Source organism: Enterobacter sp. A8 (assembly GCF_004296595.1).
Taxonomy (GTDB): domain Bacteria; phylum Pseudomonadota; class Gammaproteobacteria; order Enterobacterales; family Enterobacteriaceae; genus Enterobacter; species Enterobacter cloacae.
The window spans coordinates 793902-815078 of record NZ_SCMF01000001.1; the positions used below are offsets into that span (position 1 = coordinate 793902).

24 protein-coding genes are annotated in these 21177 nt (G+C 52.0%); 13 read left to right on the forward strand and 11 right to left on the reverse strand.

From position 1 onward, the window contains the following. Nucleotides 1-127 precede the first annotated feature (127 nt). The 4 genes from yedE to EQV24_RS03740 all read left to right on the forward strand — a co-directional run bounded on the left by yedE (nt 128) and on the right by EQV24_RS03740 (nt 2628). Complete coding sequence (gene yedE / locus EQV24_RS03725; protein ID WP_029883576.1) at nt 128-1339, forward strand: selenium metabolism membrane protein YedE/FdhT; 1212 nt, start codon at nt 128-130, stop codon at nt 1337-1339. Then, the gene (gene yedF, locus EQV24_RS03730; protein WP_013096288.1) at nt 1336-1569 is read left to right on the forward strand and encodes a sulfurtransferase-like selenium metabolism protein YedF; all 234 of its coding nucleotides are present in this window, start codon (nt 1336-1338) and stop codon (nt 1567-1569) included. Before yedE ends, yedF begins: the two co-directional genes overlap by 4 nt. Nucleotides 1570-1700: 131 nt before the next feature. Beyond that, nucleotides 1701-2135: a universal stress protein UspF gene (uspF, locus tag EQV24_RS03735; protein ID WP_013096287.1), complete on the forward strand. Its 435-nt coding sequence runs from the start codon at nt 1701-1703 to the stop codon at nt 2133-2135. An 88-nt stretch (nt 2136-2223) separates the two neighbouring features. Then, nucleotides 2224-2628 carry a cell envelope integrity TolA C-terminal domain-containing protein gene (locus EQV24_RS03740; protein ID WP_045903117.1) on the forward strand — a complete coding sequence of 135 codons (405 nt, stop codon included), beginning with the start codon at nt 2224-2226 and terminating at the stop codon, nt 2626-2628. Nucleotides 2629-2681: 53 nt separating this feature from the next. Here the strand turns inward: EQV24_RS03740 and ompW are convergent, their stop codons facing one another. Next, nucleotides 2682-3314, reverse strand: coding sequence for an outer membrane protein OmpW (ompW, locus tag EQV24_RS03745; protein WP_130626208.1), 633 nt, complete (start codon nt 3312-3314; stop codon nt 2682-2684). A gap of 281 nt (nt 3315-3595) precedes the next feature. On the opposite strand from ompW, the gene EQV24_RS03750 reads away from it, so the two are divergent. The 4 genes from EQV24_RS03750 (at nt 3596) to yciA (ending at nt 5866) form a co-directional block, all read left to right on the forward strand. Next, complete coding sequence (locus EQV24_RS03750) at nt 3596-4000, forward strand: YkgJ family cysteine cluster protein (RefSeq protein ID WP_130626209.1); 405 nt, start codon at nt 3596-3598, stop codon at nt 3998-4000. A 25-nt stretch (nt 4001-4025) separates the two neighbouring features. Further along, nucleotides 4026-4769: a YciC family protein gene (locus EQV24_RS03755; protein WP_013096283.1), complete on the forward strand. Its 744-nt coding sequence runs from the start codon at nt 4026-4028 to the stop codon at nt 4767-4769. A 56-nt stretch (nt 4770-4825) separates the two neighbouring features. After that, nucleotides 4826-5365: a septation protein A gene (locus tag EQV24_RS03760; RefSeq protein WP_013096282.1), complete on the forward strand. Its 540-nt coding sequence runs from the start codon at nt 4826-4828 to the stop codon at nt 5363-5365. Nucleotides 5366-5470: 105 nt separating this feature from the next. Beyond that, nucleotides 5471-5866, forward strand: a complete 396-nt coding sequence (gene yciA / locus EQV24_RS03765) for an acyl-CoA thioester hydrolase YciA (RefSeq protein WP_013096281.1) — start codon at nt 5471-5473, stop codon at nt 5864-5866. A gap of 38 nt (nt 5867-5904) precedes the next feature. On the opposite strand, the gene tonB is transcribed toward yciA, so the two are convergent. Continuing rightward, a complete protein-coding gene (gene tonB, locus EQV24_RS03770) occupies nt 5905-6624 on the reverse strand; it encodes a TonB system transport protein TonB (protein WP_023620261.1) in 720 nt (239 codons plus the stop codon). A 220-nt stretch (nt 6625-6844) separates the two neighbouring features. Between tonB and EQV24_RS03775 the strand changes: the two genes are divergently transcribed. Further along, nucleotides 6845-7141: a YciI family protein gene (locus EQV24_RS03775; RefSeq protein ID WP_040022181.1), complete on the forward strand. Its 297-nt coding sequence runs from the start codon at nt 6845-6847 to the stop codon at nt 7139-7141. Nucleotides 7142-7176: 35 nt separating this feature from the next. Here EQV24_RS03775 and leuE read toward each other — a convergent pair whose 3' ends face one another. Next, on the reverse strand, nt 7177-7812 hold the full coding sequence (gene leuE, locus EQV24_RS03780) for a leucine efflux protein LeuE (protein ID WP_013096278.1): 636 nt from the start codon (nt 7810-7812) through the stop codon (nt 7177-7179). A gap of 107 nt (nt 7813-7919) precedes the next feature. Further along, nucleotides 7920-8093 carry a YciY family protein gene (locus EQV24_RS03785; RefSeq protein ID WP_130626210.1) on the reverse strand — a complete coding sequence of 58 codons (174 nt, stop codon included), beginning with the start codon at nt 8091-8093 and terminating at the stop codon, nt 7920-7922. Nucleotides 8094-8237: 144 nt separating this feature from the next. Between EQV24_RS03785 and cls the strand changes: the two genes are divergently transcribed. Further along, nucleotides 8238-9698: a cardiolipin synthase gene (gene cls / locus EQV24_RS03790; protein ID WP_020690926.1), complete on the forward strand. Its 1461-nt coding sequence runs from the start codon at nt 8238-8240 to the stop codon at nt 9696-9698. Between the two features lie 33 nt (nt 9699-9731). Beyond that, nucleotides 9732-10061 carry an HI1450 family dsDNA-mimic protein gene (locus EQV24_RS03795; RefSeq protein WP_013096276.1) on the forward strand — a complete coding sequence of 110 codons (330 nt, stop codon included), beginning with the start codon at nt 9732-9734 and terminating at the stop codon, nt 10059-10061. 29 nt (nt 10062-10090) lie between these two features. On the opposite strand, the gene EQV24_RS03800 is transcribed toward EQV24_RS03795, so the two are convergent. From EQV24_RS03800 to EQV24_RS03830, 7 genes are all read right to left on the reverse strand, one after another. Continuing rightward, nucleotides 10091-10960, reverse strand: coding sequence for an ion transporter (locus EQV24_RS03800; RefSeq protein WP_020690925.1), 870 nt, complete (start codon nt 10958-10960; stop codon nt 10091-10093). 14 nt (nt 10961-10974) lie between these two features. Further along, nucleotides 10975-11979: a murein tripeptide/oligopeptide ABC transporter ATP-binding protein OppF gene (oppF, locus tag EQV24_RS03805; RefSeq protein WP_020690924.1), complete on the reverse strand. Its 1005-nt coding sequence runs from the start codon at nt 11977-11979 to the stop codon at nt 10975-10977. Next, nucleotides 11976-12989: an ABC transporter ATP-binding protein gene (locus EQV24_RS03810; protein WP_013096273.1), complete on the reverse strand. Its 1014-nt coding sequence runs from the start codon at nt 12987-12989 to the stop codon at nt 11976-11978. Before EQV24_RS03810 ends, oppF begins: the two co-directional genes overlap by 4 nt. Before the next feature lie 11 nt (nt 12990-13000). Continuing rightward, nucleotides 13001-13909 (reverse strand): oligopeptide ABC transporter permease OppC, encoded by a 909-nt coding sequence (gene oppC / locus EQV24_RS03815; RefSeq protein ID WP_013096272.1) that lies wholly within the window; start codon nt 13907-13909, stop codon nt 13001-13003. A 12-nt stretch (nt 13910-13921) separates the two neighbouring features. Beyond that, on the reverse strand, nt 13922-14842 hold the full coding sequence (gene oppB, locus EQV24_RS03820; RefSeq protein ID WP_013096271.1) for an oligopeptide ABC transporter permease OppB: 921 nt from the start codon (nt 14840-14842) through the stop codon (nt 13922-13924). A gap of 83 nt (nt 14843-14925) precedes the next feature. Next, nucleotides 14926-16557, reverse strand: coding sequence for an oligopeptide ABC transporter substrate-binding protein OppA (oppA, locus tag EQV24_RS03825; protein ID WP_020690922.1), 1632 nt, complete (start codon nt 16555-16557; stop codon nt 14926-14928). 770 nt (nt 16558-17327) lie between these two features. Continuing rightward, nucleotides 17328-17975 carry a YchE family NAAT transporter gene (locus tag EQV24_RS03830; RefSeq protein WP_130626211.1) on the reverse strand — a complete coding sequence of 216 codons (648 nt, stop codon included), beginning with the start codon at nt 17973-17975 and terminating at the stop codon, nt 17328-17330. Between EQV24_RS03830 and EQV24_RS23645 the strand changes: the two genes are divergently transcribed. Both EQV24_RS23645 and adhE read left to right on the forward strand, forming a co-directional pair. Further along, the gene (locus tag EQV24_RS23645; RefSeq protein ID WP_165875997.1) at nt 17881-18156 is read left to right on the forward strand and encodes a hypothetical protein; all 276 of its coding nucleotides are present in this window, start codon (nt 17881-17883) and stop codon (nt 18154-18156) included. The two genes, EQV24_RS03830 and EQV24_RS23645, sit on opposite strands and share 95 nt — an antisense overlap. Before the next feature lie 297 nt (nt 18157-18453). Beyond that, nucleotides 18454-21132, forward strand: coding sequence for a bifunctional acetaldehyde-CoA/alcohol dehydrogenase (gene adhE, locus EQV24_RS03835; protein WP_013096268.1), 2679 nt, complete (start codon nt 18454-18456; stop codon nt 21130-21132). Nucleotides 21133-21177 lie beyond the last annotated feature (45 nt).

Below are 21177 nucleotides of genomic sequence, written 5' to 3' on the forward strand. Positions count from 1 at the left end.
CACTTAAGCGTTACGCCAAAATTGATCCCATCGATATTTTCGGCGTGAATGGCTTTTCAAACCTTGCCGTAAGCGTATGATTTGGTCTCTTTTCGGCTTTAAACCTTCTGAGTTCAGAGGCTTACTCATGTCATGGCAATACTTCAAACAGACTTACCTGGTTAAGTTCTGGTCACCAGTACCGGCCGTCATCGCGGCGGGGATCCTTTCCACCTACTATTTCGGCATTACCGGCACCTTCTGGGCCGTGACCGGCGAATTCACCCGCTGGGGTGGGCAACTGCTGCAGCTCGCTGGCGTACATACCGAGGAGTGGGGTTACTTTAAGCTTATTCATCTGGACGGCACGCCGCTGACCCGCATCGACGGTATGATGATTATCGGCATGTTCGGGGGCTGTTTTGCCGCCGCGCTGTGGGCTAACAACGTTAAGTTGCGAATGCCTAAAAGCCGGATACGCGTTATGCAGGCGATTGTCGGCGGCATGATTGCCGGGTTCGGCGCCCGTCTGGCGATGGGGTGCAACCTGGCCGCTTTCTTTACCGGCATTCCACAGTTTTCGCTGCACGCCTGGTTTTTTGCTGTCGCCACGGCGATTGGCTCTTACTTTGGCGCGAAGTTTACCCTCCTGCCGCTGTTCCGCATTCCGGTCAAAATGGTGAAGGTCAGCGCTGCCTCGCCGCTGACGCAAAAGCCTTCTCAGGCGCGTCGTCGTTTTCGTCTCGGCATGTTGGTCTTTTTCGCCATGGTCGCCTGGGCGCTCTGTACGGCGCTCAACCAGCCTAAGCTGGGCCTGGCCATGCTGTTCGGTGTCGGTTTCGGCCTGCTGATAGAACGTGCGCAGATTTGCTTCACCTCGGCGTTTCGCGATATGTGGATCACCGGCCGTACAATGATGGCCAAAGCGATTATTGCGGGTATGGCGGTAAGCGCCATTGGCATCTTCAGCTATGTGCAACTGGGTGTTGAGCCGAAAATCATGTGGGCTGGTCCGAACGCGGTGATTGGCGGTCTGCTGTTTGGCTTCGGAATTGTACTGGCTGGCGGGTGTGAAACCGGCTGGATGTACCGCGCGGTTGAAGGTCAGGTGCATTACTGGTGGGTAGGTCTGGGGAACGTCATCGGCTCCACCCTGCTGGCCTGGTACTGGGACGATTTGTCTCCGGTGCTGGCCACGAACTGGGACAAGGTGAATCTGCTCAGCACGTTTGGCCCGCTCGGCGGGCTGCTGGTGACCTACGCCCTGCTGCTGGTCGCTTTTTTACTGGTTGTCGCGCAAGAGAAACGCTTCTTTCGCCGTGCCACGGTTAAACCTGAACCCCAGGAGAATGCAGCATGAAAGAGATTGTGCCTGACTACCGCCTTGATATGGTCGGTGAACCGTGTCCTTACCCGGCTGTCGCTACGCTTGAAGCGCTCCCGCAGCTTCAAAAAGGGGAAATTCTGGAAGTGGTGAGCGACTGCCCGCAGTCCATCAACAACATTCCTCTGGATGCCAAAAACCACGGTTATACCGTACTGGATATTCAGCAGGATGGCCCGACCATTCGCTATCTTATCCAGAAGTAAACCGCCAGGTGACGGGGGGCGTCCCCCCGTCAAAAAAGCTGCCTCACCTCCCATTTTGATGGCGAATACAGCGCCACTGAAAATGGTAGCACTACACTTAAAGTGGATAAAAAACAAACAGGAGGTGAGGTATGTTTAATTCAATTTTAGTCCCTGTCGATATCTCTGAAAGTCGTCTGACCGAACAGGTGATTCCCTATGTTCAGGCAAACGCAGCAATCGGTAACGGTAAAATCCATTTTCTGACGGTAGTGCCTTCTTTCCCTTACTATTCATCGCTTGGGCTGGCGTATTCGGTTGAAATGCCAAAGTTGGCGGAGATTCAGGAGGAAGCCCTTACGAAGCTCAAAGAGATGGTTAAGCAGTTTAATTTACCTGCCGATCGTGTGGAGACACACGCCATTTCAGGTGCGCCTAAAGATCAGATCCTGAAGCTGGCTGACAGTATCAACGCAGACCTTATTATCATTGCGTCCCATCGACCGGATATCACAACCTACCTTTTAGGTTCAAACGCGGCGGTTGTGGTACGCCATGCAAAATGCCCGGTGCTGGTTGTACGCTAGCGAGGCTGCTGAGAAACTTAAGCCCCGGAATTCCGGGGCTTATTTAAGACGTTGTACAATAAAATAATTTCGATAAACGGACTTAACAATGAAAAAAGTAGTGATGCTGGTATGCCTTGCCACAGCAATAACGGGCTGTGCTCCTCTCGCGCCTGAAGGTTGTCAGAAGAAAACCGCTCTCGACTCGTGCTCCTATAAGCAGTCCGGTAAAGTCTCCGATAAGGATATCTATGGTCAACAGGCTGCCGCGATTAAGAAAGCGCTGGACTCGGCACTGGCCGATCCACACGCCTGGAATGGTAAGCAATGCAACATGCATCTCGACTTTACCGTCGACGGGCTACTGCAGAACCTGGAGATAAAAGGCGGAGACAAAGCATATTGCCAGGCTTTAGCCGACGCGGCAACACGGGCCACCTTCCCGCCCTTCACAGACGAGCGTGTGTTTCAGGATATGGGTTCTGCCCGCTGGAACATGGAGGGGCAACCGTAGAGGTAAGCCGGTAGAAAGACTGGCCATGTTCTGGCCAGTCCCGGAAAGTAGAATCAGAAACGATAACCTGCAGAGAACATAAATACCCATGGATCCAGACGGGTACTGATGCTTTGTTGCTGTCCGCCTGCCTTGAAGCGGACATCGGTATCGATATCCATATACCAGACTGAGGCGTTAATTAACCAGTCGCGGTTAATGAGATAGTCCATCCCCACCTGTCCTGCCACGCCCCATGAATCTTTCAGGCTGAGATCGGTCAGCCCGGCCTCTTTACCGGTATCGTTGAATTTCTCATCAAAGAAGGTGGTGTAGTTCACGCCCGCGCCAATATAGGGGCGCAGTTTGCTGCTTGAGTCACCAAAGTACCACTGCGCCATCAACGTTGGCGGCAGATGGTGCACCGTGGCGATATCACCGGTTGGGCCTAAACCAACGCGATGACGGAATGGCGTCGCTGCCAGAAGCTCAACGCCAATGTTATCCGTCGCCATATACGTGAATGTTAAACCTAACTGGGTATTGTTGCTGACGTTAAAGCCACCCATCCCCAGCACGTTATCAGAACCTTCAGTTGGACGTACCGTTGCCGAACCGGCACGAATAAAGAATTCACCTGCTTCATGCGCATACGCGCCGCCAGAGAGACTGCTTATGATAAGGGCTGCCACCGCTAATTTTTTCATATCCGCTCCATCGTTGTGGTTTTAGCTGCGGATGAGAATATACTCACAAATGAGTAATAAGTGATCTGTCACAGATCACATTAAAACCAGTAACTTAACATTCATTGATCTGGGTTAATTTTTGGTGACACACCGTAAGGCCAAAAGTTGTTCTTACGTCAATTTTTGGCATTTATCGGTTACAAAATTTTCTGTTTCCCCCCTCTTGCTCTACGAATGGCGGCTGGATAATTTAGCGCTCTCACAATGTGATTTGATGCGTTCTTTTTTGCAGGTGTGCCATGAGTGATATGAACCCGTGCATGACGTGCGGAGCCTGTTGTGCGTATTTTCGAGTCTCTTTCTACTGGGCCGAAGCCAGCGATGGCGGCGGTACCGTTCCGGTTCATCTCACTGAACCGTTATCCCCCTTTCTGCGCTGCATGAGCGGTACGAATCAAAAGCAGGCCCGCTGTGTGGCGTTACAAGGAGAGCCAGGCGTGTCGACCCGCTGTTCCATCTATGATGATCGCCCCAGCCCGTGTCGGGACTTTGCGATGTCTGGCGAAGAAGGTCAGGTCAACGAAGCCTGTAATCGCGCCCGCGCGCGCTTCGGATTACCGCCGCTTTACAAAGATATGCTTTTCCATACAAGCCTTGATGCTGCCACGACCGCGTTATCCGGTGTACAATTGCCGGCTAATTAACACCTGCAATACTCAAGGAGAGTGCATGTCTATCACGGCGAAGTCTGTCTACCGTGACACGGGAAACTTTTTCCGCAATCAGTTCGTAACCTTTTTACTGATCGCGTTGTTATGCGCCTTTATTACGGTGGTGCTGGGTCACGCGTTCTCTCCGAGTGACGAACAGATCGCCAGCCTGAGCCAGGGTGACCATCTTGCAGGGAGCGTGGGGTTGTTTGAGCTGGTGCAAAACATGACGCCAGAGCAGCAGCAAATCCTGCTGCGGGCCTCTGCTGCATCGACCTTCTCTGGACTGATCGGCAATGCCATTCTCGCGGGCGGCGTTCTGCTGATGATCCAGTTGGTTTCTGCAGGCCACCGCGTCAGCGCCTTACGGGCGATCGGTGCCAGCGCGCCGGTATTGCCTAAGCTGTTTATCCTCATCTTTTTAACCACCCTGCTGGTGCAGATGGGGATCATGCTCGTTGTGGTTCCAGGTGTGCTGCTGGCTATCGTCCTCGCGTTCGCTCCGGTGATGGTGGTGCAGGACAAAATGGGGATCTTTACCGCCATGCGCAGCAGCATCAAACTGGCATGGGCCAATATGCGCCTGGTGGCACCGGCCGTAATTAGCTGGCTGCTGGCCAAAACGCTCCTGCTGCTGTTTGCCCCAAACTTTGCAGTCTTAACGCCGAACGTCGGTGCGGTGGTAGCCAACACGCTGAGTAACCTGATTTCAGCGATACTGCTGGTTTATCTGTTCCGCCTGTATATGTTAATTCGTCAGTAATCCTGTGGCCGGGTGCATCGCAGCACCCGGCCACACACAGAAGATGGAATCACAGAATGAAGCAGTTTCTTGATTTTTTACCGCTGGTCGTGTTTTTCGCGTTTTATAAGCTGTATGACATTTATGCAGCCACGATGGCGCTGATCGTTGCTACCGCTATCGTGCTGATCTACAGCTGGGTTCGCTATCGTAAAGTCGAAAAAATGGCTCTGATTACGTTCGCACTGGTGGCCGTGTTCGGTGGGCTGACGCTGTTCTTCCATAACGATGAATTCATTAAATGGAAAGTCACCGTGATTTACGCGCTGTTTGCCGGTGCATTGCTGATCAGCCAGTGGGTAATGAAAAAACCCCTGATCCAGCGCATGCTGGGTAAAGAGCTGACGCTGCCACAGGAAGTATGGTCTCGTCTGAATATCGCCTGGGCGCTGTTCTTTATTCTTTGCGGCCTGGCGAATATCTACATCGCCTTCTGGCTGCCGCAGAATATCTGGGTCAACTTCAAGGTCTTTGGCCTGACGGCGCTGACGCTCATCTTCACTCTGTTAAGCGGTGTCTATATCTACCGGCACATGCCGCAGGATGATAAACACTGATGAATCCCCGACCAGAACGTGCACAACAGGCGTTCTGGTCTATTCTCTCCTGCCAAAAATCATAGTAGCATCCCGCCTGAAGTCTTCAGTTACGAGTTTAAAACAATGACAACAAATGACGCCCCTCAGGGCGAACTGGTTTTACGCACACTGGCAATGCCTGCGGACACGAATGCCAATGGCGATATTTTTGGCGGCTGGCTGATGTCGCAAATGGATATGGGCGGCGCAATTCTGGCAAAAGAGATCGCGCATGGTCGCGTTGTGACCGTCCGGGTGGATGGGATGACCTTCCTGCGCCCGGTCGCGGTGGGTGATGTGGTCTGCTGCTATGCACGCTGCGTCAAGCGCGGTAATACTTCCATTTCCATTAACATTGAAGTCTGGGTGAAGAAGGTCTCATCTGAACCGATTGGACAGCGTTATAAAGCAACAGAAGCGCTGTTTATTTATGTGGCAGTCGATAGCGAGGGCAAACCCCGCCAGCTGCCTCAGGCCTGATCTTCAGGCATAAAAAAGCCTCCTTTCGGAGGCTTTTCTTATTCCATCTGCGCCCCGCCGTTCAGGCGGAAAACAATATTAACGATCAACCCACTGCCTGGTTTGCCTGGCTCATAACGCCATCTGCGCATCGCCGATTTCACTTCACGCTCAAACATATTTGAAGGCTGAGCAGATAAGATTTCCACGTTATCAACACGCCCGTCCGGGGTGACGTCAAATTTGACCCGCACGCGACCTTCAATGCGCAACGCCTGAGCACGAGGAGGATATTGCGGCTGGTTGCGGCTCACGGCGCGCGGGCCAGCGGGCGCGGTTGGCGTCGGTTTTGCGGTCGCGGGCGTGTTATTCATCAACGGACGCGAAGGCGCTGTGTTTTCTACCCTCTGCGTAGCGCGTGGTTCAACCGGACGTTCTTCCCGTTTAGGGCGCTCCTCCACCTTTTTCACCGGTTTTGGTTTCGGCTTAGGCTTCGGTTTGGGTTCTGGCTTATGGATCACCACCGGCGCTTCCTTTGGTGGCTCCGGAACCGGCTCAGGTTCTGGTTCTGGCTCAGCAACCGGCTGCGGCGGTGGTGCAACCTGCGGCGGCTCAAGATCCGCAGGCGAGACCATCGTCACTGAAATGGGCTGCGAAGGCGCTGGCATTTCAATAACCTGATGAACCGAGGTATAGAGCAAACCCGCCACGACAGCACCGTGAATCACGACAGAAAGCAGCGTCGGCCAGGGAAAGCGGCGAGGTAAATCAAGGGTCATCGAAGTCATAATCATCAACGTTAAAAAACCGAATCCTGATTTTAAATGCAAATAGCAATCATATTCAATAAGACACTTTGTTCTGGCGCAATTTAGGCGCGGGAGAGGCCAAAAAAGAGGCATTCAGATCAGGGTATTAACATTGTTTTTATTTTACATTGCAGTCAGTTGTCCTTTCACATAACGTAACTGACACTTTTAATGGTTAAGGAGCTTCACCGTGTTTTACGTGATTTACTCTGAAGATGTCGCTGATTCCCTGGAAAAACGCCAGTCTGTACGCCCTGCTCACCTCGCACGCTTACAGTTGCTGCAGGATGAAGGGCGTTTACTGACTGCGGGCCCTATGCCGGCCGTCGACAGCAACGATCCGGGTGCTGCCGGTTTTTCTGGCTCCACGGTGATTGCCGAGTTTGAATCCCTGGAGGCCGCTCAGGCCTGGGCCGATGCCGATCCGTACGTTGCTGCGGGTGTGTATGCGAAAGTGGCGGTTCGGCCGTACAAGAAAGTGTTCTGATACCAAAAAGGCTCCCTCAGGAGCCTTTCTTTCAATCAATGCAGCGATGCTAACCGCGCCGCAAACCCGACAAACAACAGTCCTATCAGGCCGTTCCCCAGCTTTGCCAGTTTCTTTTTCGTTTTCAGATAACGTGTGACAAAAGCGCCTGAGAAGATCAGGAAGCTCATATACATAAAGCTTATTAGCTCAAGCGTGGTCGCGAGGATCAGGAAAGAGGTACCGGTATTCTTCGCATTCACATCGATAAACTGAACAAAGAACGAGACGTAGAACAGAATCGCTTTCGGGTTCGTCAGGCTCAATACCAGCGAGCGTTTCATGATCATGCTGGCAGGCTCGGTACCGCTTTCATGTGTATTATTCTGACGGGTAATAACCGACCAAAGCATTTTACCGCCCAGCCACAGCAGATAAAAAGCACCTAAATAACGTACGATATTAAACAGTACCGGTGTGGTCTGAATTAACGCGGCAACGCCCGCCCAGGCCAGGAACATCAGTACGGCATCGCCGATAAACACGCCGGTGGCGGCGAGATACCCTTTTTTAACGCCGTGACCAATCCCGGTTTTCAGCACAAACAAAGTATTCGGCCCTGGCACCAGCACGATAAAAAATGCGCCGACAACGTATGTCCAGAAATTCAGTACGCCAAACTCCGCAAACACTTCTCCCTCCTTTTGCTCAACACAACAGGAATAGCGCTGCAAAGACGCTATTCCCAACAACCAGACGCCATAAAATCATTGGGCACCTTGCGGTGCCCTGATGGTTCTCAGAAATCCTGGACTGCGAACAGCAACGCGTTGCGGTGCCGGGTCATTCCACATTTCCTGATGGCGTGTATACGCATATTGCGGCGGGATTGTACTTCCAGCCAACGAGCCTTACGACGGTTCACCTGTCGCAACATGCGCCAGCGCCCTACTTCAGTTCTACTGCGCTTCATGTCTACAACTCTTTCTTTAAAAGAGAGGCCATTATAAACCCAACCCTGCAGCAAACCAGCGCTTTTACCTGGCGTTTTTATTTGCCAGATGATTCCTGATGCGTACACTCATAACAATACGCTTTCAAAAGGATTTTTTTACCTATGACAACCTTCTACACCGTGGTGAGTTGGCTGGTCATTCTGGGATACTGGCTGTTAATCGCGGGTGTGACATTGCGCATCCTGATGAAGCGCAGAGCCGTACCCTCTGCCATGGCCTGGCTTCTTATAATTTATATCCTGCCGCTGGTAGGAATTATTGCCTATCTCTCTTTCGGTGAACTTCATCTGGGCAAGCGTCGTGCCGAGCGTGCCCGGGCCATGTGGCCTTCCACCGCCAAATGGCTGAGCGATCTCAAAGCCTGTAAACACATCTTCGCAGAGGAAAACAGCAGCGTTGCCTCCTCATTATTTAAACTGTGCGAACTCAGACAAGGTATTGGAGGGGTAAAAGGCAATCAGCTCCAGCTGCTAACCTCTTCTGATGACGTCATGCAGGCCTTGATCCGCGATATTCAACTGGCTCGTCACAATATCGAGATGGTGTTCTATATCTGGCAGCCCGGCGGAATGGCAGACCAGGTGGCGGAATCGCTGATGGCTGCCGCACGTCGTGGCATTCACTGCCGTTTGATGCTCGACTCCGCAGGCAGCGTCGCCTTTTTCCGTAGCCCCTGGGCAGGGATGATGCGTAATGCCGGCATCGAAGTGGTGGAGGCGTTAAAGGTCAATTTACTGCGCGTTTTCCTGCGCCGGATGGACCTTCGCCAGCACCGCAAGATGATCATGATCGACAACTATATTGCCTATACCGGCAGCATGAACATGGTTGACCCCCGCTTCTTCAAGCAGGACTCGGGGGTCGGCCAGTGGATTGACCTGATGGCAAGGATGGAAGGGCCGATCGCCACCTCCATGGGGATTGTCTATTCCTGTGACTGGGAGATAGAAACCGGCAAACGTATTCTCCCGCCGCCACCGGATGGCAATATCATGCCCTTTGAAGAGGCCAGCGGACATACCATCCATACCATTGCCTCCGGGCCGGGTTTCCCGGAGGATTTAATCCATCAGGCGCTACTGACCGCCACTTACGCGGCGCGTGAATATCTGATCATGACCACGCCCTACTTCGTTCCGAGCGATGACCTGCTGCACGCAATCTGCACCGCAGCACAGCGCGGTGTCGATGTCAGCATCATTCTGCCGCGCAAAAATGACTCGCTTCTGGTGGGCTGGGCCAGCCGCGCGTTCTTTAGCGAACTGCTTGCCGCCGGGGTAAAAATCTACCAGTTTGAAGGCGGGCTCCTGCATACCAAAAGCGTCCTCGTGGACGGTGAGTTAAGTCTGGTGGGCACGGTAAACCTGGATATGCGCAGCCTGTGGTTAAACTTTGAAATCACGCTGGTCATTGATGATGCCGGATTCGGGGGTGATCTGGCGGCGGTACAGGACGATTATATCTCCCGTTCACGTCTGCTGGATGCCCGGCTGTGGGTAAAACGTCCGCTGTGGCAGAGAATTGCTGAACGACTGTTTTACTTCTTTAGTCCGTTGCTGTAAAACGTGCCCAACGATGTTTAACAGGTAGTCATCATGGAAATGGATCTGAACAATCGCCTGACCGAAGACGAAACGCTCGAGCAGGCCTATGACATTTTTCTCGAACTGGCGGTTGATAACCTCGATCCCGCAGATGTGATCCTCTTTAATCTGCAGTTCGAAGAGCGCGGCGGCGCGGAGTTATTCGACCCTGCAGAAGACTGGGCTGAGCACGTGGATTACGATCTCAATCCTGACTTCTTTGCCGAAGTGGTGATTGGGCTGGCAGATGAAGATGGTGGCGAAATTAATGACATCTTCGCCCGCGTGCTGCTCTGCCGCGAGAAAGACCATAAGCTGTGCCATATCATCTGGCGCGAATAGTAAAAGGCTGCGGATGCAGCCTTTTTTGTTTAATCCGGTAGCGCACTCCCGCAACGGTTACAGAAGCGGGCGTTAAGCTCATGTTCAGCCTGGCGACAACCCGGACATTTTCGCTGCTGTTTGCGGCTCTGAAATGCGCTGCTCATATGGGTTGTGATAAGACCTGTCGGAATGGCAATCACCGAATACCCAATCAGAATCAGCACCGATGCGACGATACGTCCAAGCGGCGTATGCGGCGTGATATCCCCGTAGCCAACGGTCGTGACGGTGACAATGGCCCAATACACAGAGGCATTCAGCGTTGTGAAGCCATATTTTGGCCCTTCTATCAGGTACATCAACGCACCGAAAACAATCATGACGATCGCGATAAACGAGTAAAACAGAATGAGCTGATGCCGGGCACTGACTATTGCGCTCCAGAAGACCCGCAGAGACGGCATAAAACGCAGCAATTTCAGAATACGTAATACACGAATAACGCGCATCGCCCGCCATGCAAAGACATAGCTCAGGCTAATCTCCGGCCACAACCACATGACGTAGAGCGGCAGGACGGTGGCTAAATCGATAAATCCCCAGAAACTGAAAACATATCTCGCCGGGTTGGGCCAGCAGACGACCCGCAGCAGATATTCGGCAGTAAAGACCAGGGTAATAATCAGTTCGATCCAGACAAATATATGCCATTCATCATAGGTCAGGTGATACTGCGTCCCGGCTCCCGATTCAAAGAAAATAACCACCACGCTGATGAGTGCAAACAGCCCGCAGATCCCTTCGAAGCGGCGTCCGGATATCGTTTTAGGATCGAATAAAAAATGATAAAGCCGCCGACGGGCAGAGGTGAATAGACTCGACACGGTAACCTCGCAAAAAATAAGGGCTGACATCATGTCAGCCCTTGCGATTATAACGGGTCTACTTTCAGGCAGGAAACCGCATGTCGGAAACTGCCTTCCAGAACTGGTCGTGTTTTCGCACACTCCGGCCCGGCCAGTGGGCATCGCGTACGGAACACGCAGCCTGATGGCGGATTAATCGGCGACGGCAATTCGCCTTCCAGCAGCTGGATGGTTTTATTTTTTTCCAGATCGGGATCGGGAATTGGCACCGCGGACATCAGCGCTTTGGTGTAGGGGTGCAGTGGATTGTGGTACACCTCATCATAGGTGCCCAGCTCCACGGCATGGCCCAGGTACATAACCAGTACGCGGTCAGAAATGTGCTTCACCACCGCCAGGTCGTGCGCAATGAAGATCAGCGACAGCCCCATCTCACGCTGTAGCTTCTGCAGCAGGTTAACCACCTGCGCCTGAATCGACACGTCCAGCGCGGAGACAGGCTCATCGCAGATGATCAGCTTCGGCTCAAGGATTAACGCGCGGGCAATACCGATACGCTGACACTGGCCGCCGGAGAATTCGTGCGGATAGCGGTTGATGAGGTTTGGCAGCAGCCCCACTTTCATCATCATCGCCTTAACACGATCGCGTACTTCCTGACGTGGCATCTTCGGATGATAGGTCCGCAGCGGCTCGGCAATGATCTCACCGATGGTCATACGCGGGTTTAAGGACGCCAGCGGATCCTGGAATATCATCTGGATATCGCTGCGTACGTCGCGCCACTCTTCGGGCTTCATCCCCAGTAGATCTTTACCCAGCCACGCCACTTTACCGCCGGTCGCTTTCACCAGCCCGATAATGGCACGCGCAAAGGTCGATTTACCGCATCCGGACTCACCCACCACGCCCAGCGTTTCCCCTTCATACAGACGAAGCGTTACGCCATCCACAGCTTTCAGAGTCTTGGGCGGCTGCCAGAACCACTGTTTACCGTCTTTGATGTCGAAATGCACTTTAAGATCGGCAATTTCGAGCAGCACATTTCTTTTTTCATCTAATGCGTTCATACCAGCTCCTCCTGCGGCTTAAAGCAGGCGCGCAGACGGCCTGGTGCAAACTCTTCCAGCGGCGGAGCGCTGTTACAAATCTCCATCGCGTGCGGGCAGCGCGGCTGGAACGGGCAGCCTTTCGGCAGGCGCAGCAGGTTTGGCGGGTTGCCCGGAATGGTCAACAGGGATTCCCCTTCCGCATCAAGACGTGGCACCGCATTCAACAGGCCGATCGAGTACGGGTGCGCAGGCTGATAGAAAACATCGCGCGCTTTGCCATATTCCATCGTACGGCCGGCATACATCACCAGCACTTTGTCACAGATACCGGCAACCACGCCCAAATCGTGGGTGATCATGATAATCGCCGTGTTGAACTCACGCTTAAGCTCGTTCAGCAGGGTCATGATTTGCGCCTGGACGGTCACATCCAGCGCGGTGGTCGGTTCATCGGCAATCAGCAGTTTTGGACGACACAGCAGCGCCATGGCAATCATCACACGCTGACGCATACCGCCAGAGAACTCATGCGGGAACATGCGCATGCGCTTACGCGCCTCTGGCATTTTTACCGCATCGAGCATTTTAACGGACTCTTCAAAGGCTTCAGCTTTGCTCAACCCTTTGTGCAGCATCAGGACTTCCATCAGTTGCTCACCGACGCGCATGTACGGGTTCAACGAGGTCATCGGATCCTGGAAAATCATCGAAATCTGCTCAGCACGCAGCTTGTTCAGCTCGTGTTCAGGCAGGTTGAGGATCTCACGTCCGTTGAATTTGGCAGATCCGCCAATCACACCGTTTGCGGCCAGCAGCCCCATCAGCGCGAACGCCGTCTGAGATTTCCCGGAGCCGGATTCGCCCACGATACCCAGCGTTTCACCCGCGCGCAGGTTGAAGTTGAGATCGTTTACGGCGGTGACATCACCGTCCGGTGTCTTAAAGGTGACGCGGAGATCGTTTACATCCAGCAGAAGGTCACTCCGCTGTTGCGCCTGTGGCGCAGTTGCCGTTTCAATAATTGTCATGACGGCGCTCCTTAACGGTCTTTCGGGTCGAGGGCATCACGCAGGCCATCGCCGATAAAGTTGAAACAGAACAGGGTCACGACCAGGAAACCCGCCGGGTATAACAGCAGCCACGGTGAAACTTCCATTGAGTTTGCGCCATCGCTCAACAGCGCGCCCCAACTGCTCAGCGGCTCTTGCGTGCCCAGCCCCAGGAAACTCAGGAAGGATTCAAACAGGATCATGCTTGGTACCAGCAGTGAGGCATACACCACCACCACGCCCAGTACGTTAGGAACAATGTGGCGGACAACGATATTCCCTGTCGATACCCCCCCCACCTGCGCCGCTTCGATAAACTCTTTGCGTTTAAGGCTCAGCGTCTGGCCACGTACGATACGCGCCATATCCAGCCAGGAAACCATGCCGATGGCCACGAAGATCAACAGGATGTTCTGGCCGAAGAAGGTCACCAGCAGGATCACGAAGAACATGAACGGGAAGGAGTTTAAAATCTCCAGCAGACGCATCATGACCGAGTCCACTTTCCCGCCGAGATAGCCGGAGAGCGAGCCATAGAGCGTGCCGACGATCACGGCCACCAGCGCTGCTGCAATCCCCACCATCAATGAAATACGGCCCCCAATGGCAACGCGGACCAGCAGGTCACGGCCGGACGAGTCCGTACCAAAGTAGTGGCCGGACTCCATATCCGGCGCACTGGACATCATCCCCCAGTCTGTATCGAAATAGGTGAATTGCGACAGCATCGGCGCCAGGGTCACAAACAGCGCGATCAGCACCAGAACAACCAGACTGGCGACCGCTGCGCGGTTATGCATAAAGCGACGGCGGGCGTCCTGCCAGAGGCTACGACCTTCGACTTCCAGTTTTTCACTGAAGTTTTCCAGCGCCTCGCTGTTTTTCTTACTCAACATCATGGCGTGCTCCAGTTAGTAACGGATTTTCGGGTCGATAACGGCATACAGCACATCGACAACAGCGTTAAAGAGAATGGTCAACGCACCCACGAGGATCGTCAGGCTCAGCACCAGAGAATAGTCGCGGTTGAGGGCACCGTTAACAAACAGCTGGCCAATACCCGGCAGACCGTAGATGGTTTCAATAACCATTGAACCGGTAATAATACCGACGAACGCCGGTCCCATGTACGAGAGTACAGGTAACAGAGCTGGCTTGAGCGCATGGCGGAAGATAATTCGGCGCATCGGCAACCCTTTCGCGCGCGCGGTACGGATGAAGTTTGAATGTAACACTTCTATCATCGAACCACGGGTGATACGCGCGATACTGGCGATGTAAGCCAGAGAAAGCGCCACCATCGGTAAAATCATGAATTTCAGTGCCCCGCCGTTCCAGCCGCCGCCGGGCAGCCATTTCAGCGTGATGGCAAATATCATCACCAGTAACGGCGCGACAACGAAGCTGGGGATAACCACCCCGGTCATTGCGACCCCCATTACCGTATAATCCCATTTGGTATTTTGTTTAAGCGCGGCGATAACGCCTGCGGTGACCCCGAGAACCACGGCCAACAAGAAAGCCGCAGCACCCAGTTTTGCCGATACCGGGAAGCTGGACGCCACCAGGTCGTTAACGGAATAGTCTTTATATTTGAATGACGGCCCGAAATCGCCATGCGCCAGTTGCTTCAGATAGTTGAAGTATTGCGTGGAGATCGGATCGTTTAAATGATATTTCGCTTCGATATTCGCCATCACTTCAGGTGGCAGCGTACGTTCCCCCGTGAATGGACTTCCCGGCGCGAGACGCATCATAAAGAAGGAAATTGTAATTAGAATAAATAACGTTGGTATCGCTTCTAAACAGCGACGCAGGATAAATTTCAACATTGCCCGTACCTTCTGGCGTGTGCCTGATGAATGTTACAAAGTAGACACAGTGGGGCAAGCCAGGCCCGCCCCACGTATTGCCATTAATGCTTGATAATATAAAGATTCTTAACGGAAATATTATCCAACGGGTCTTTACCGGTATAGCCGCCAACCCATGGTTTCACCAGGCGGGCGTTCACGTAGTAGTAAACCGGTACAATTGCCGAGTCTTTATCGAGCTGTTGTTCTGCTTTGGCGTACAGGTCTGCGCGTTTTGCATCGTCAGTAACCTGCAGCGTTTCAGCGATAAGCTTATCGAATGCCGGGCTCTTATAGTGCGCCGTGTTGTTCGAGCTGTCGCTGAGCATGGTGTTCAGGAAGGATGTCGGTTCATTATAGTCCGCACACCAGCCTGCACGCGCCACGTCAAAGGTGCCCTGATGACGGGTATCCAGGAAGGTTTTCCACTCCTGGTTTTCCAGCTTAACGTTCGCGCCCAGGTTTTTCTTCCAGATAGAGGCAACGGCAATCGCCAGTTTTTTATGCAGATCGGACGTGTTGTACAGCAGGTTAAACGTCAGCGGCTTATCTGCGGTATACCCCGCTTCGGCCAGCAGTTTTTTCGCTTCTTCGTTACGTTTTTCCTGTGACCACTTGAACCACTCAGGTTCAACCAGTTTCATGCCGTCGGTGTACGGTGGAGTGTAGCTGTAGGCTGGCAGATCGCCCTGGTTTTTCACTTTGTTCACGATGATGTCGCGATCCAGTGCCAGCTTCAGCGCCGTACGGACACGTACGTCGGTGAACGGTGCTTTCTGGTTGTTAATTTCGTAGTAATAAGTACACAGGTATGGATCGACGTGAACTTCTTTCGGGATCTCTTTCTTCAGTTTCTGGAACAGTTCAATCGGCATGTTGTTATAGGTCATGTCGATTTCACCGCTGCGGTAGCGGTTCACGTCAGTCACTTCAGAAGAGATTGGCAGGTAGGTCACCTGGTTAATCACGGTTTTGGCGTTATCCCAGTATTGCGGGTTACGCTCCAGAACCATACGTTCGTTGACCACCCAGTCTTTCAGTTTATAAGCACCGTTGGTCACAATATTGGCAGGCTGGGTCCATTTTTCACCGAATTTTTCCACTGCGGATTTCGGTACCGGGGAGACAGACGGGTGAACCAGCAGTTTATAGAAGTACGGAACAGGTTCGCTCAACGTCACTTCAAACGTGTTGGCATCAATCGCTTTTACACCCAGATCGGTGACCGGTTTTTTACCGGCGATGATGTCATCGATATTGGCGATATGGCCATATTGCAGATAGCTCGCATACGGAGAGGCGGTGTTTGGATTCGCCAGGCGCTGCCAGCTGTAAACGAAATCTTCGGCGGTAACCGGTGTACCGTCGGACCATTTAGCATCTTTGCGCAGATGGAAGGTCCAGACTTTAAAATCTTTATTTTCCCACTTTTCGGCGACACCCGGCGCCGGGTGGCCTTCTACGTCAGTGACCAGCAGCCCTTCAAACAGGTCGCGGTTGACGTTTGACTCTGGCACGCCCTCAATTTTATGCGGATCAAGAGACTGTACTTCCGCCCCGTTGTTACGTACCAGCGTCTGCTTCTCAGCCAGCTGTACCCCTGCAGGCACGTCCGCAGCCATTGCAGCGTTGCCCGCGATTAGCGCAGTTAAAATCCCCGCCGCTACCAGATTTTTTTTTGTGATGATGGACATTGTGTTGGTACTCCACTCATTATAATTACTGGCCTTCGCCAGCTGTGTAATCCCCTGTTGGGGCCTGTACAGCGCAGGAGTTTTTTTTGCTGCTGTCAGGTTCTTTTTTTACTTCTTGCTATCACCGACTTCTTTATTACTGACCGCTCGTATGGCCGTCTTGCGTCGATTCTTTACACGTCTCCCCTGTCTGAGACATGTGTTGGATATTCGCGAAGATGACTATATGAAAATAATTCTCATCTTCTTGTTTTATGCTGCAAAATATTAGGCCGGAAAGTATCAAAAGGCGTAAACGCACGCCAATACATTTTGCAAATTTGTTAAGCAATTCTCTTTTACGAAGTGTACTAAATCGTTGAGGGCAGCCCTGCCTGACATGAAAGGACAAGAAAAATCTTTTCATTCAAAGAGATACAAAGATCAGTCTCTCTGCGCGCGTCGCTGCGCTACCATCTCGTCATTTTGTACAAAAATTTAACAACTGATTATTATTTAGCACATTCCTCTAAGGGAACGTTGAATTTACTAATATCATTTCGGTTATCACTCAGCAAGCCCCAGAGTATCGTGTGAGTAAAATAACAGAATGATCGCAGGTTTTCTGTGCAGGCGGGAAACGGTGGGATTAATAACTTGTTGAAATATAAGAATTGAACATTATTAGTAGAATTTATTATGGCAGGTAAGCATTTCAACTTTATTTATATGATTTGCTGATATTCACGTAAAAAAACGGAGCCGTTGGCTCCGTTCTTTCGTATGAAATGTCAGTGCAATAAGCCAGGGAAAATGCTTTTGATGCCGGTCACAATGAATTCGATGCCCAGGGCCATCAATAGCAACCCCATAATACGGGTAATGACGTTGATGCCTGTCTGCCCAAGCAGACGCACCAGCCAGGGTGCCATGCGGAACACGCCCCAACAACAAAGCGCAAAAATGGCAATGGCGACAGAAAAGCCAATCAGATGCATCCAATTGTGGTAGCGCGTACCCCAGACAATCGTCGAGCTGATAGCGCCGGGACCGGCCATCAGCGGTAACGCCAGCGGCACTACGCCAATGCTCTCGCGAATGGCGGTTTCTGATTTTTCCTGCTTGTTCTGTTTGTCTTCCCCCAGCCTACCGCTGATCATCGACATAGCGATGGTGACCACCAGGATCCCACCCGCAATACGGAAAGAATCAATCGAGATACCGAACACCTGAAGAATGGCATCCCCAAGGTAAAGGGAGGTCAGGAGAATAATCGCCACTGACAGGTTAGCGGTAAGATTGGTTTTGTTTCTGGCCGCCGCCGTCTGGTAACTGGTCATACTAATGAAGACAGGAATGATCCCCACCGGATTGACCAATGCAAACAAACCAATAAAAAACTTAAAATATGTAGGAAAATCAAAGAGCGATAAGATCACATTTTGCTCCGCTTATGCGTATGCCCCGGGGCTGACAACCGTCAGTGAAAATCGCGCTGAAGATACGCTTTTTATCAGCATAGTTCACCAGAAATCTGTGCCAAAACGTTATCAATTCATGATGTTAAATATTTGTATAAGCAATGATAGCGCCACTTCCAATAGTTACTTAATTATTTAACACTGGAATAATCTCAAAGAAATAACCCTGCTGAAAGGTATCAGCTTGGGGGAAAATTGACGCAGATCATGATTTTCGTACTCAGAAGTGAGTAATCTTGATTACGCCCCCAGGGAGATGACCTGCCAAAAAAGGATGATGCTAAGGTAAGGCTCTTTTAGTAAATTAGTGTGCTGGTGCAGGAAGTAACCCATTGTTTTACTGTGTGTTACGCAAGTCGTATTGGCTCTGTCTATACTGTCTGACGTATCGAGCGCTGGTTTACTAAAAGAGTTTAAACATTATCAGGAGAGCATTATGGCTGTTACTAATATCGCTGAACTGAACGCCCTCGTCGAGCGCGTTAAAAAAGCCCAGCGTGAATATGCCAATTTCACCCAAGAACAGGTTGATAAAATCTTCCGCGCGGCCGCTCTGGCTGCTGCAGATGCTCGAATCCCTCTCGCTAAAATGGCCGTTGCCGAATCCGGCATGGGTATCGTTGAAGATAAAGTGATCAAAAACCACTTCGCTTCAGAGTATATCTACAACGCCTATAAAGATGAGAAAACCTGTGGCGTGCTGTCTGAAGACGACACTTTCGGTACTATCACCATTGCAGAACCTATCGGCATTATTTGCGGTATCGTTCCAACCACCAACCCAACGTCTACCGCTATCTTCAAATCTCTGATCAGCCTGAAGACCCGTAACGCAATCATCTTCTCCCCGCACCCACGTGCAAAAGATGCGACCAACAAAGCCGCTGACATCGTTCTGCAGGCTGCGATTGCTGCCGGTGCCCCTAAAGACCTGATCGGCTGGATCGACCAACCGTCCGTTGAGCTTTCTAACGCGCTGATGCACCACCCGGACATTAACCTGATCCTGGCGACCGGCGGTCCTGGCATGGTTAAAGCGGCATACAGTTCCGGTAAACCTGCTATCGGCGTAGGCGCGGGTAATACCCCTGTAGTTATTGATGAAACGGCCGATATCAAACGTGCTGTTGCGTCCGTGCTGATGTCCAAAACCTTCGACAACGGTGTTATCTGTGCTTCTGAACAGTCTGTTGTTGTTGTTGATTCCGTTTATGATGCTGTTCGCGAACGTTTCGCCAGCCACGGCGGCTACCTGCTGCAGGGCAAAGAGCTGAAAGCGGTTCAGGATATCATTCTGAAAAATGGCGCGCTGAACGCGGCTATCGTGGGTCAGCCAGCGTATAAAATCGCTGAACTGGCAGGCTTCACTGTTCCGGCAACCACCAAAATTCTGATTGGTGAAGTTAAAGTTGTCGACGAAAGCGAACCATTCGCTCACGAAAAACTGTCCCCTACTCTGGCGATGTACCGCGCCAAAGATTTCGAAGACGCAGTAGAGAAAGCAGAGAAACTGGTTGCGATGGGTGGTATCGGCCATACCTCGTGCCTGTACACTGACCAGGATAACCAGCCAGAACGTGTTGCTCACTTTGGTCAGATGATGAAAACTGCACGTATCCTGATCAACACCCCGGCTTCTCAGGGTGGTATCGGCGACCTGTACAACTTCAAACTCGCACCTTCCCTGACTCTGGGTTGTGGTTCCTGGGGTGGTAACTCCATCTCTGAAAACGTTGGTCCAAAACACCTGATCAACAAGAAAACCGTTGCTAAGCGAGCTGAAAACATGTTGTGGCACAAACTTCCGAAATCTATCTACTTCCGCCGTGGTTCTCTGCCAATCGCGCTGGATGAAGTGATTACTGATGGCCACAAACGTGCGCTCATCGTGACTGACCGTTTCCTGTTCAACAACGGTTACGCTGACCAGATCACCTCTGTTCTGAAAGCCGCTGGCGTAGAAACTGAAGTATTCTTTGAAGTTGAAGCTGACCCAACCCTGAGCGTTGTGCGTAAAGGTGCGGAGCTGGCTAACTCCTTCAAACCAGATGTGATTATCGCACTGGGTGGTGGTTCCCCAATGGACGCCGCGAAAATCATGTGGGTAATGTACGAACATCCAGAAACCCACTTCGAAGAACTGGCGCTGCGCTTTATGGACATCCGTAAACGTATCTACAAGTTCCCGAAAATGGGCGTAAAAGCGAAGATGATCGCCGTTACCACCACTTCCGGTACAGGTTCTGAAGTTACGCCGTTCGCAGTGGTCACTGATGACGCAACGGGTCAGAAATACCCACTGGCTGACTACGCGCTGACCCCAGATATGGCCATCGTTGATGCCAACCTGGTGATGGATATGCCGAAATCACTGTGTGCATTCGGTGGTCTGGACGCTGTGACTCACGCCCTGGAAGCCTATGTTTCCGTACTGGCTTCTGAGTTCTCTGATGGTCAGGCTCTGCAGGCGCTGAAACTGCTGAAAGAAAACCTGCCAGCGTCTTACAACGAAGGGTCTAAAAACCCGGTTGCCCGTGAGCGTGTCCACAGTGCAGCAACCATCGCCGGTATCGCGTTTGCTAACGCCTTCCTCGGGGTTTGCCACTCCATGGCTCACAAACTGGGTTCTCAGTTCCACATTCCTCACGGTCTGGCGAACGCCCTGTTGATCAGCAACGTTATCCGTTATAACGCGAATGACAACCCAACCAAGCAGACTGCTTTCAGCCAGTACGACCGTCCGCAAGCACGTCGTCGTTATGCTGAAATCGCAGACCACCTGGGTCTGAGCGCACCGGGCGACCGTACTGCTGCTAAGATCGAGAAACTGCTGGCATGGCTGGAAAGCCTGAAGGCTGAACTGGGCATTCCTAAATCTATCCGCGAAGCGGGTGTTCAGGAAGCTGACTTCCTGGCACACGTTGATAAGCTGTCTGAAGATGCATTCGATGACCAGTGTACTGGTGCGAACCCGCGCTACCCACTGATCTCCGAGCTGAAACAGATCCTGCTGGATACATTCTACGGACGTGAGTTCAAAGAAGGTGACGTCGCTGCTGTGAAAACAGAAGCACCCGTCATTAAAGCTGACAAAAAAGCGAAGAAAAGCGCTTAATTGACCGCTGTTAAAAAACCCGCCTCTGGCGGGTTTTTTATGTCT

Bases quoted from the DNA above. Each gene is read 5' to 3' on its own strand.
- yedE (WP_029883576.1), top strand. From the start codon at position 128: ATGTCATGGCAATACTTCAAACAGACTTACCTGGTTAAGTTCTGGTCA.
- yedF (WP_013096288.1), top strand. From the start codon at position 1,336: ATGAAAGAGATTGTGCCTGACTACCGCCTTGATATGGTCGGTGAACCG.
- uspF (WP_013096287.1), top strand. From the start codon at position 1,701: ATGTTTAATTCAATTTTAGTCCCTGTCGATATCTCTGAAAGTCGTCTG.
- EQV24_RS03740 (WP_045903117.1), top strand. From the start codon at position 2,224: ATGAAAAAAGTAGTGATGCTGGTATGCCTTGCCACAGCAATAACGGGC.
- ompW (WP_130626208.1), bottom strand. From the start codon at position 3,314: ATGAAAAAATTAGCGGTGGCAGCCCTTATCATAAGCAGTCTCTCTGGC.
- EQV24_RS03750 (WP_130626209.1), top strand. From the start codon at position 3,596: ATGAGTGATATGAACCCGTGCATGACGTGCGGAGCCTGTTGTGCGTAT.
- EQV24_RS03755 (WP_013096283.1), top strand. From the start codon at position 4,026: ATGTCTATCACGGCGAAGTCTGTCTACCGTGACACGGGAAACTTTTTC.
- EQV24_RS03760 (WP_013096282.1), top strand. From the start codon at position 4,826: ATGAAGCAGTTTCTTGATTTTTTACCGCTGGTCGTGTTTTTCGCGTTT.
- yciA (WP_013096281.1), top strand. From the start codon at position 5,471: ATGACAACAAATGACGCCCCTCAGGGCGAACTGGTTTTACGCACACTG.
- tonB (WP_023620261.1), bottom strand. From the start codon at position 6,624: ATGACCCTTGATTTACCTCGCCGCTTTCCCTGGCCGACGCTGCTTTCT.
- EQV24_RS03785 (WP_130626210.1), bottom strand. From the start codon at position 8,093: ATGAAGCGCAGTAGAACTGAAGTAGGGCGCTGGCGCATGTTGCGACAG.
- cls (WP_020690926.1), top strand. From the start codon at position 8,238: ATGACAACCTTCTACACCGTGGTGAGTTGGCTGGTCATTCTGGGATAC.
- EQV24_RS03795 (WP_013096276.1), top strand. From the start codon at position 9,732: ATGGAAATGGATCTGAACAATCGCCTGACCGAAGACGAAACGCTCGAG.
- EQV24_RS03800 (WP_020690925.1), bottom strand. From the start codon at position 10,960: ATGATGTCAGCCCTTATTTTTTGCGAGGTTACCGTGTCGAGTCTATTC.
- oppF (WP_020690924.1), bottom strand. From the start codon at position 11,979: ATGAACGCATTAGATGAAAAAAGAAATGTGCTGCTCGAAATTGCCGAT.
- EQV24_RS03810 (WP_013096273.1), bottom strand. From the start codon at position 12,989: ATGACAATTATTGAAACGGCAACTGCGCCACAGGCGCAACAGCGGAGT.
- oppC (WP_013096272.1), bottom strand. From the start codon at position 13,909: ATGATGTTGAGTAAGAAAAACAGCGAGGCGCTGGAAAACTTCAGTGAA.
- oppB (WP_013096271.1), bottom strand. From the start codon at position 14,842: ATGTTGAAATTTATCCTGCGTCGCTGTTTAGAAGCGATACCAACGTTA.
- oppA (WP_020690922.1), bottom strand. From the start codon at position 16,557: ATGTCCATCATCACAAAAAAAAATCTGGTAGCGGCGGGGATTTTAACT.
- EQV24_RS23645 (WP_165875997.1), top strand. From the start codon at position 17,881: ATGAAGACAGGAATGATCCCCACCGGATTGACCAATGCAAACAAACCA.
- adhE (WP_013096268.1), top strand. From the start codon at position 18,454: ATGGCTGTTACTAATATCGCTGAACTGAACGCCCTCGTCGAGCGCGTT.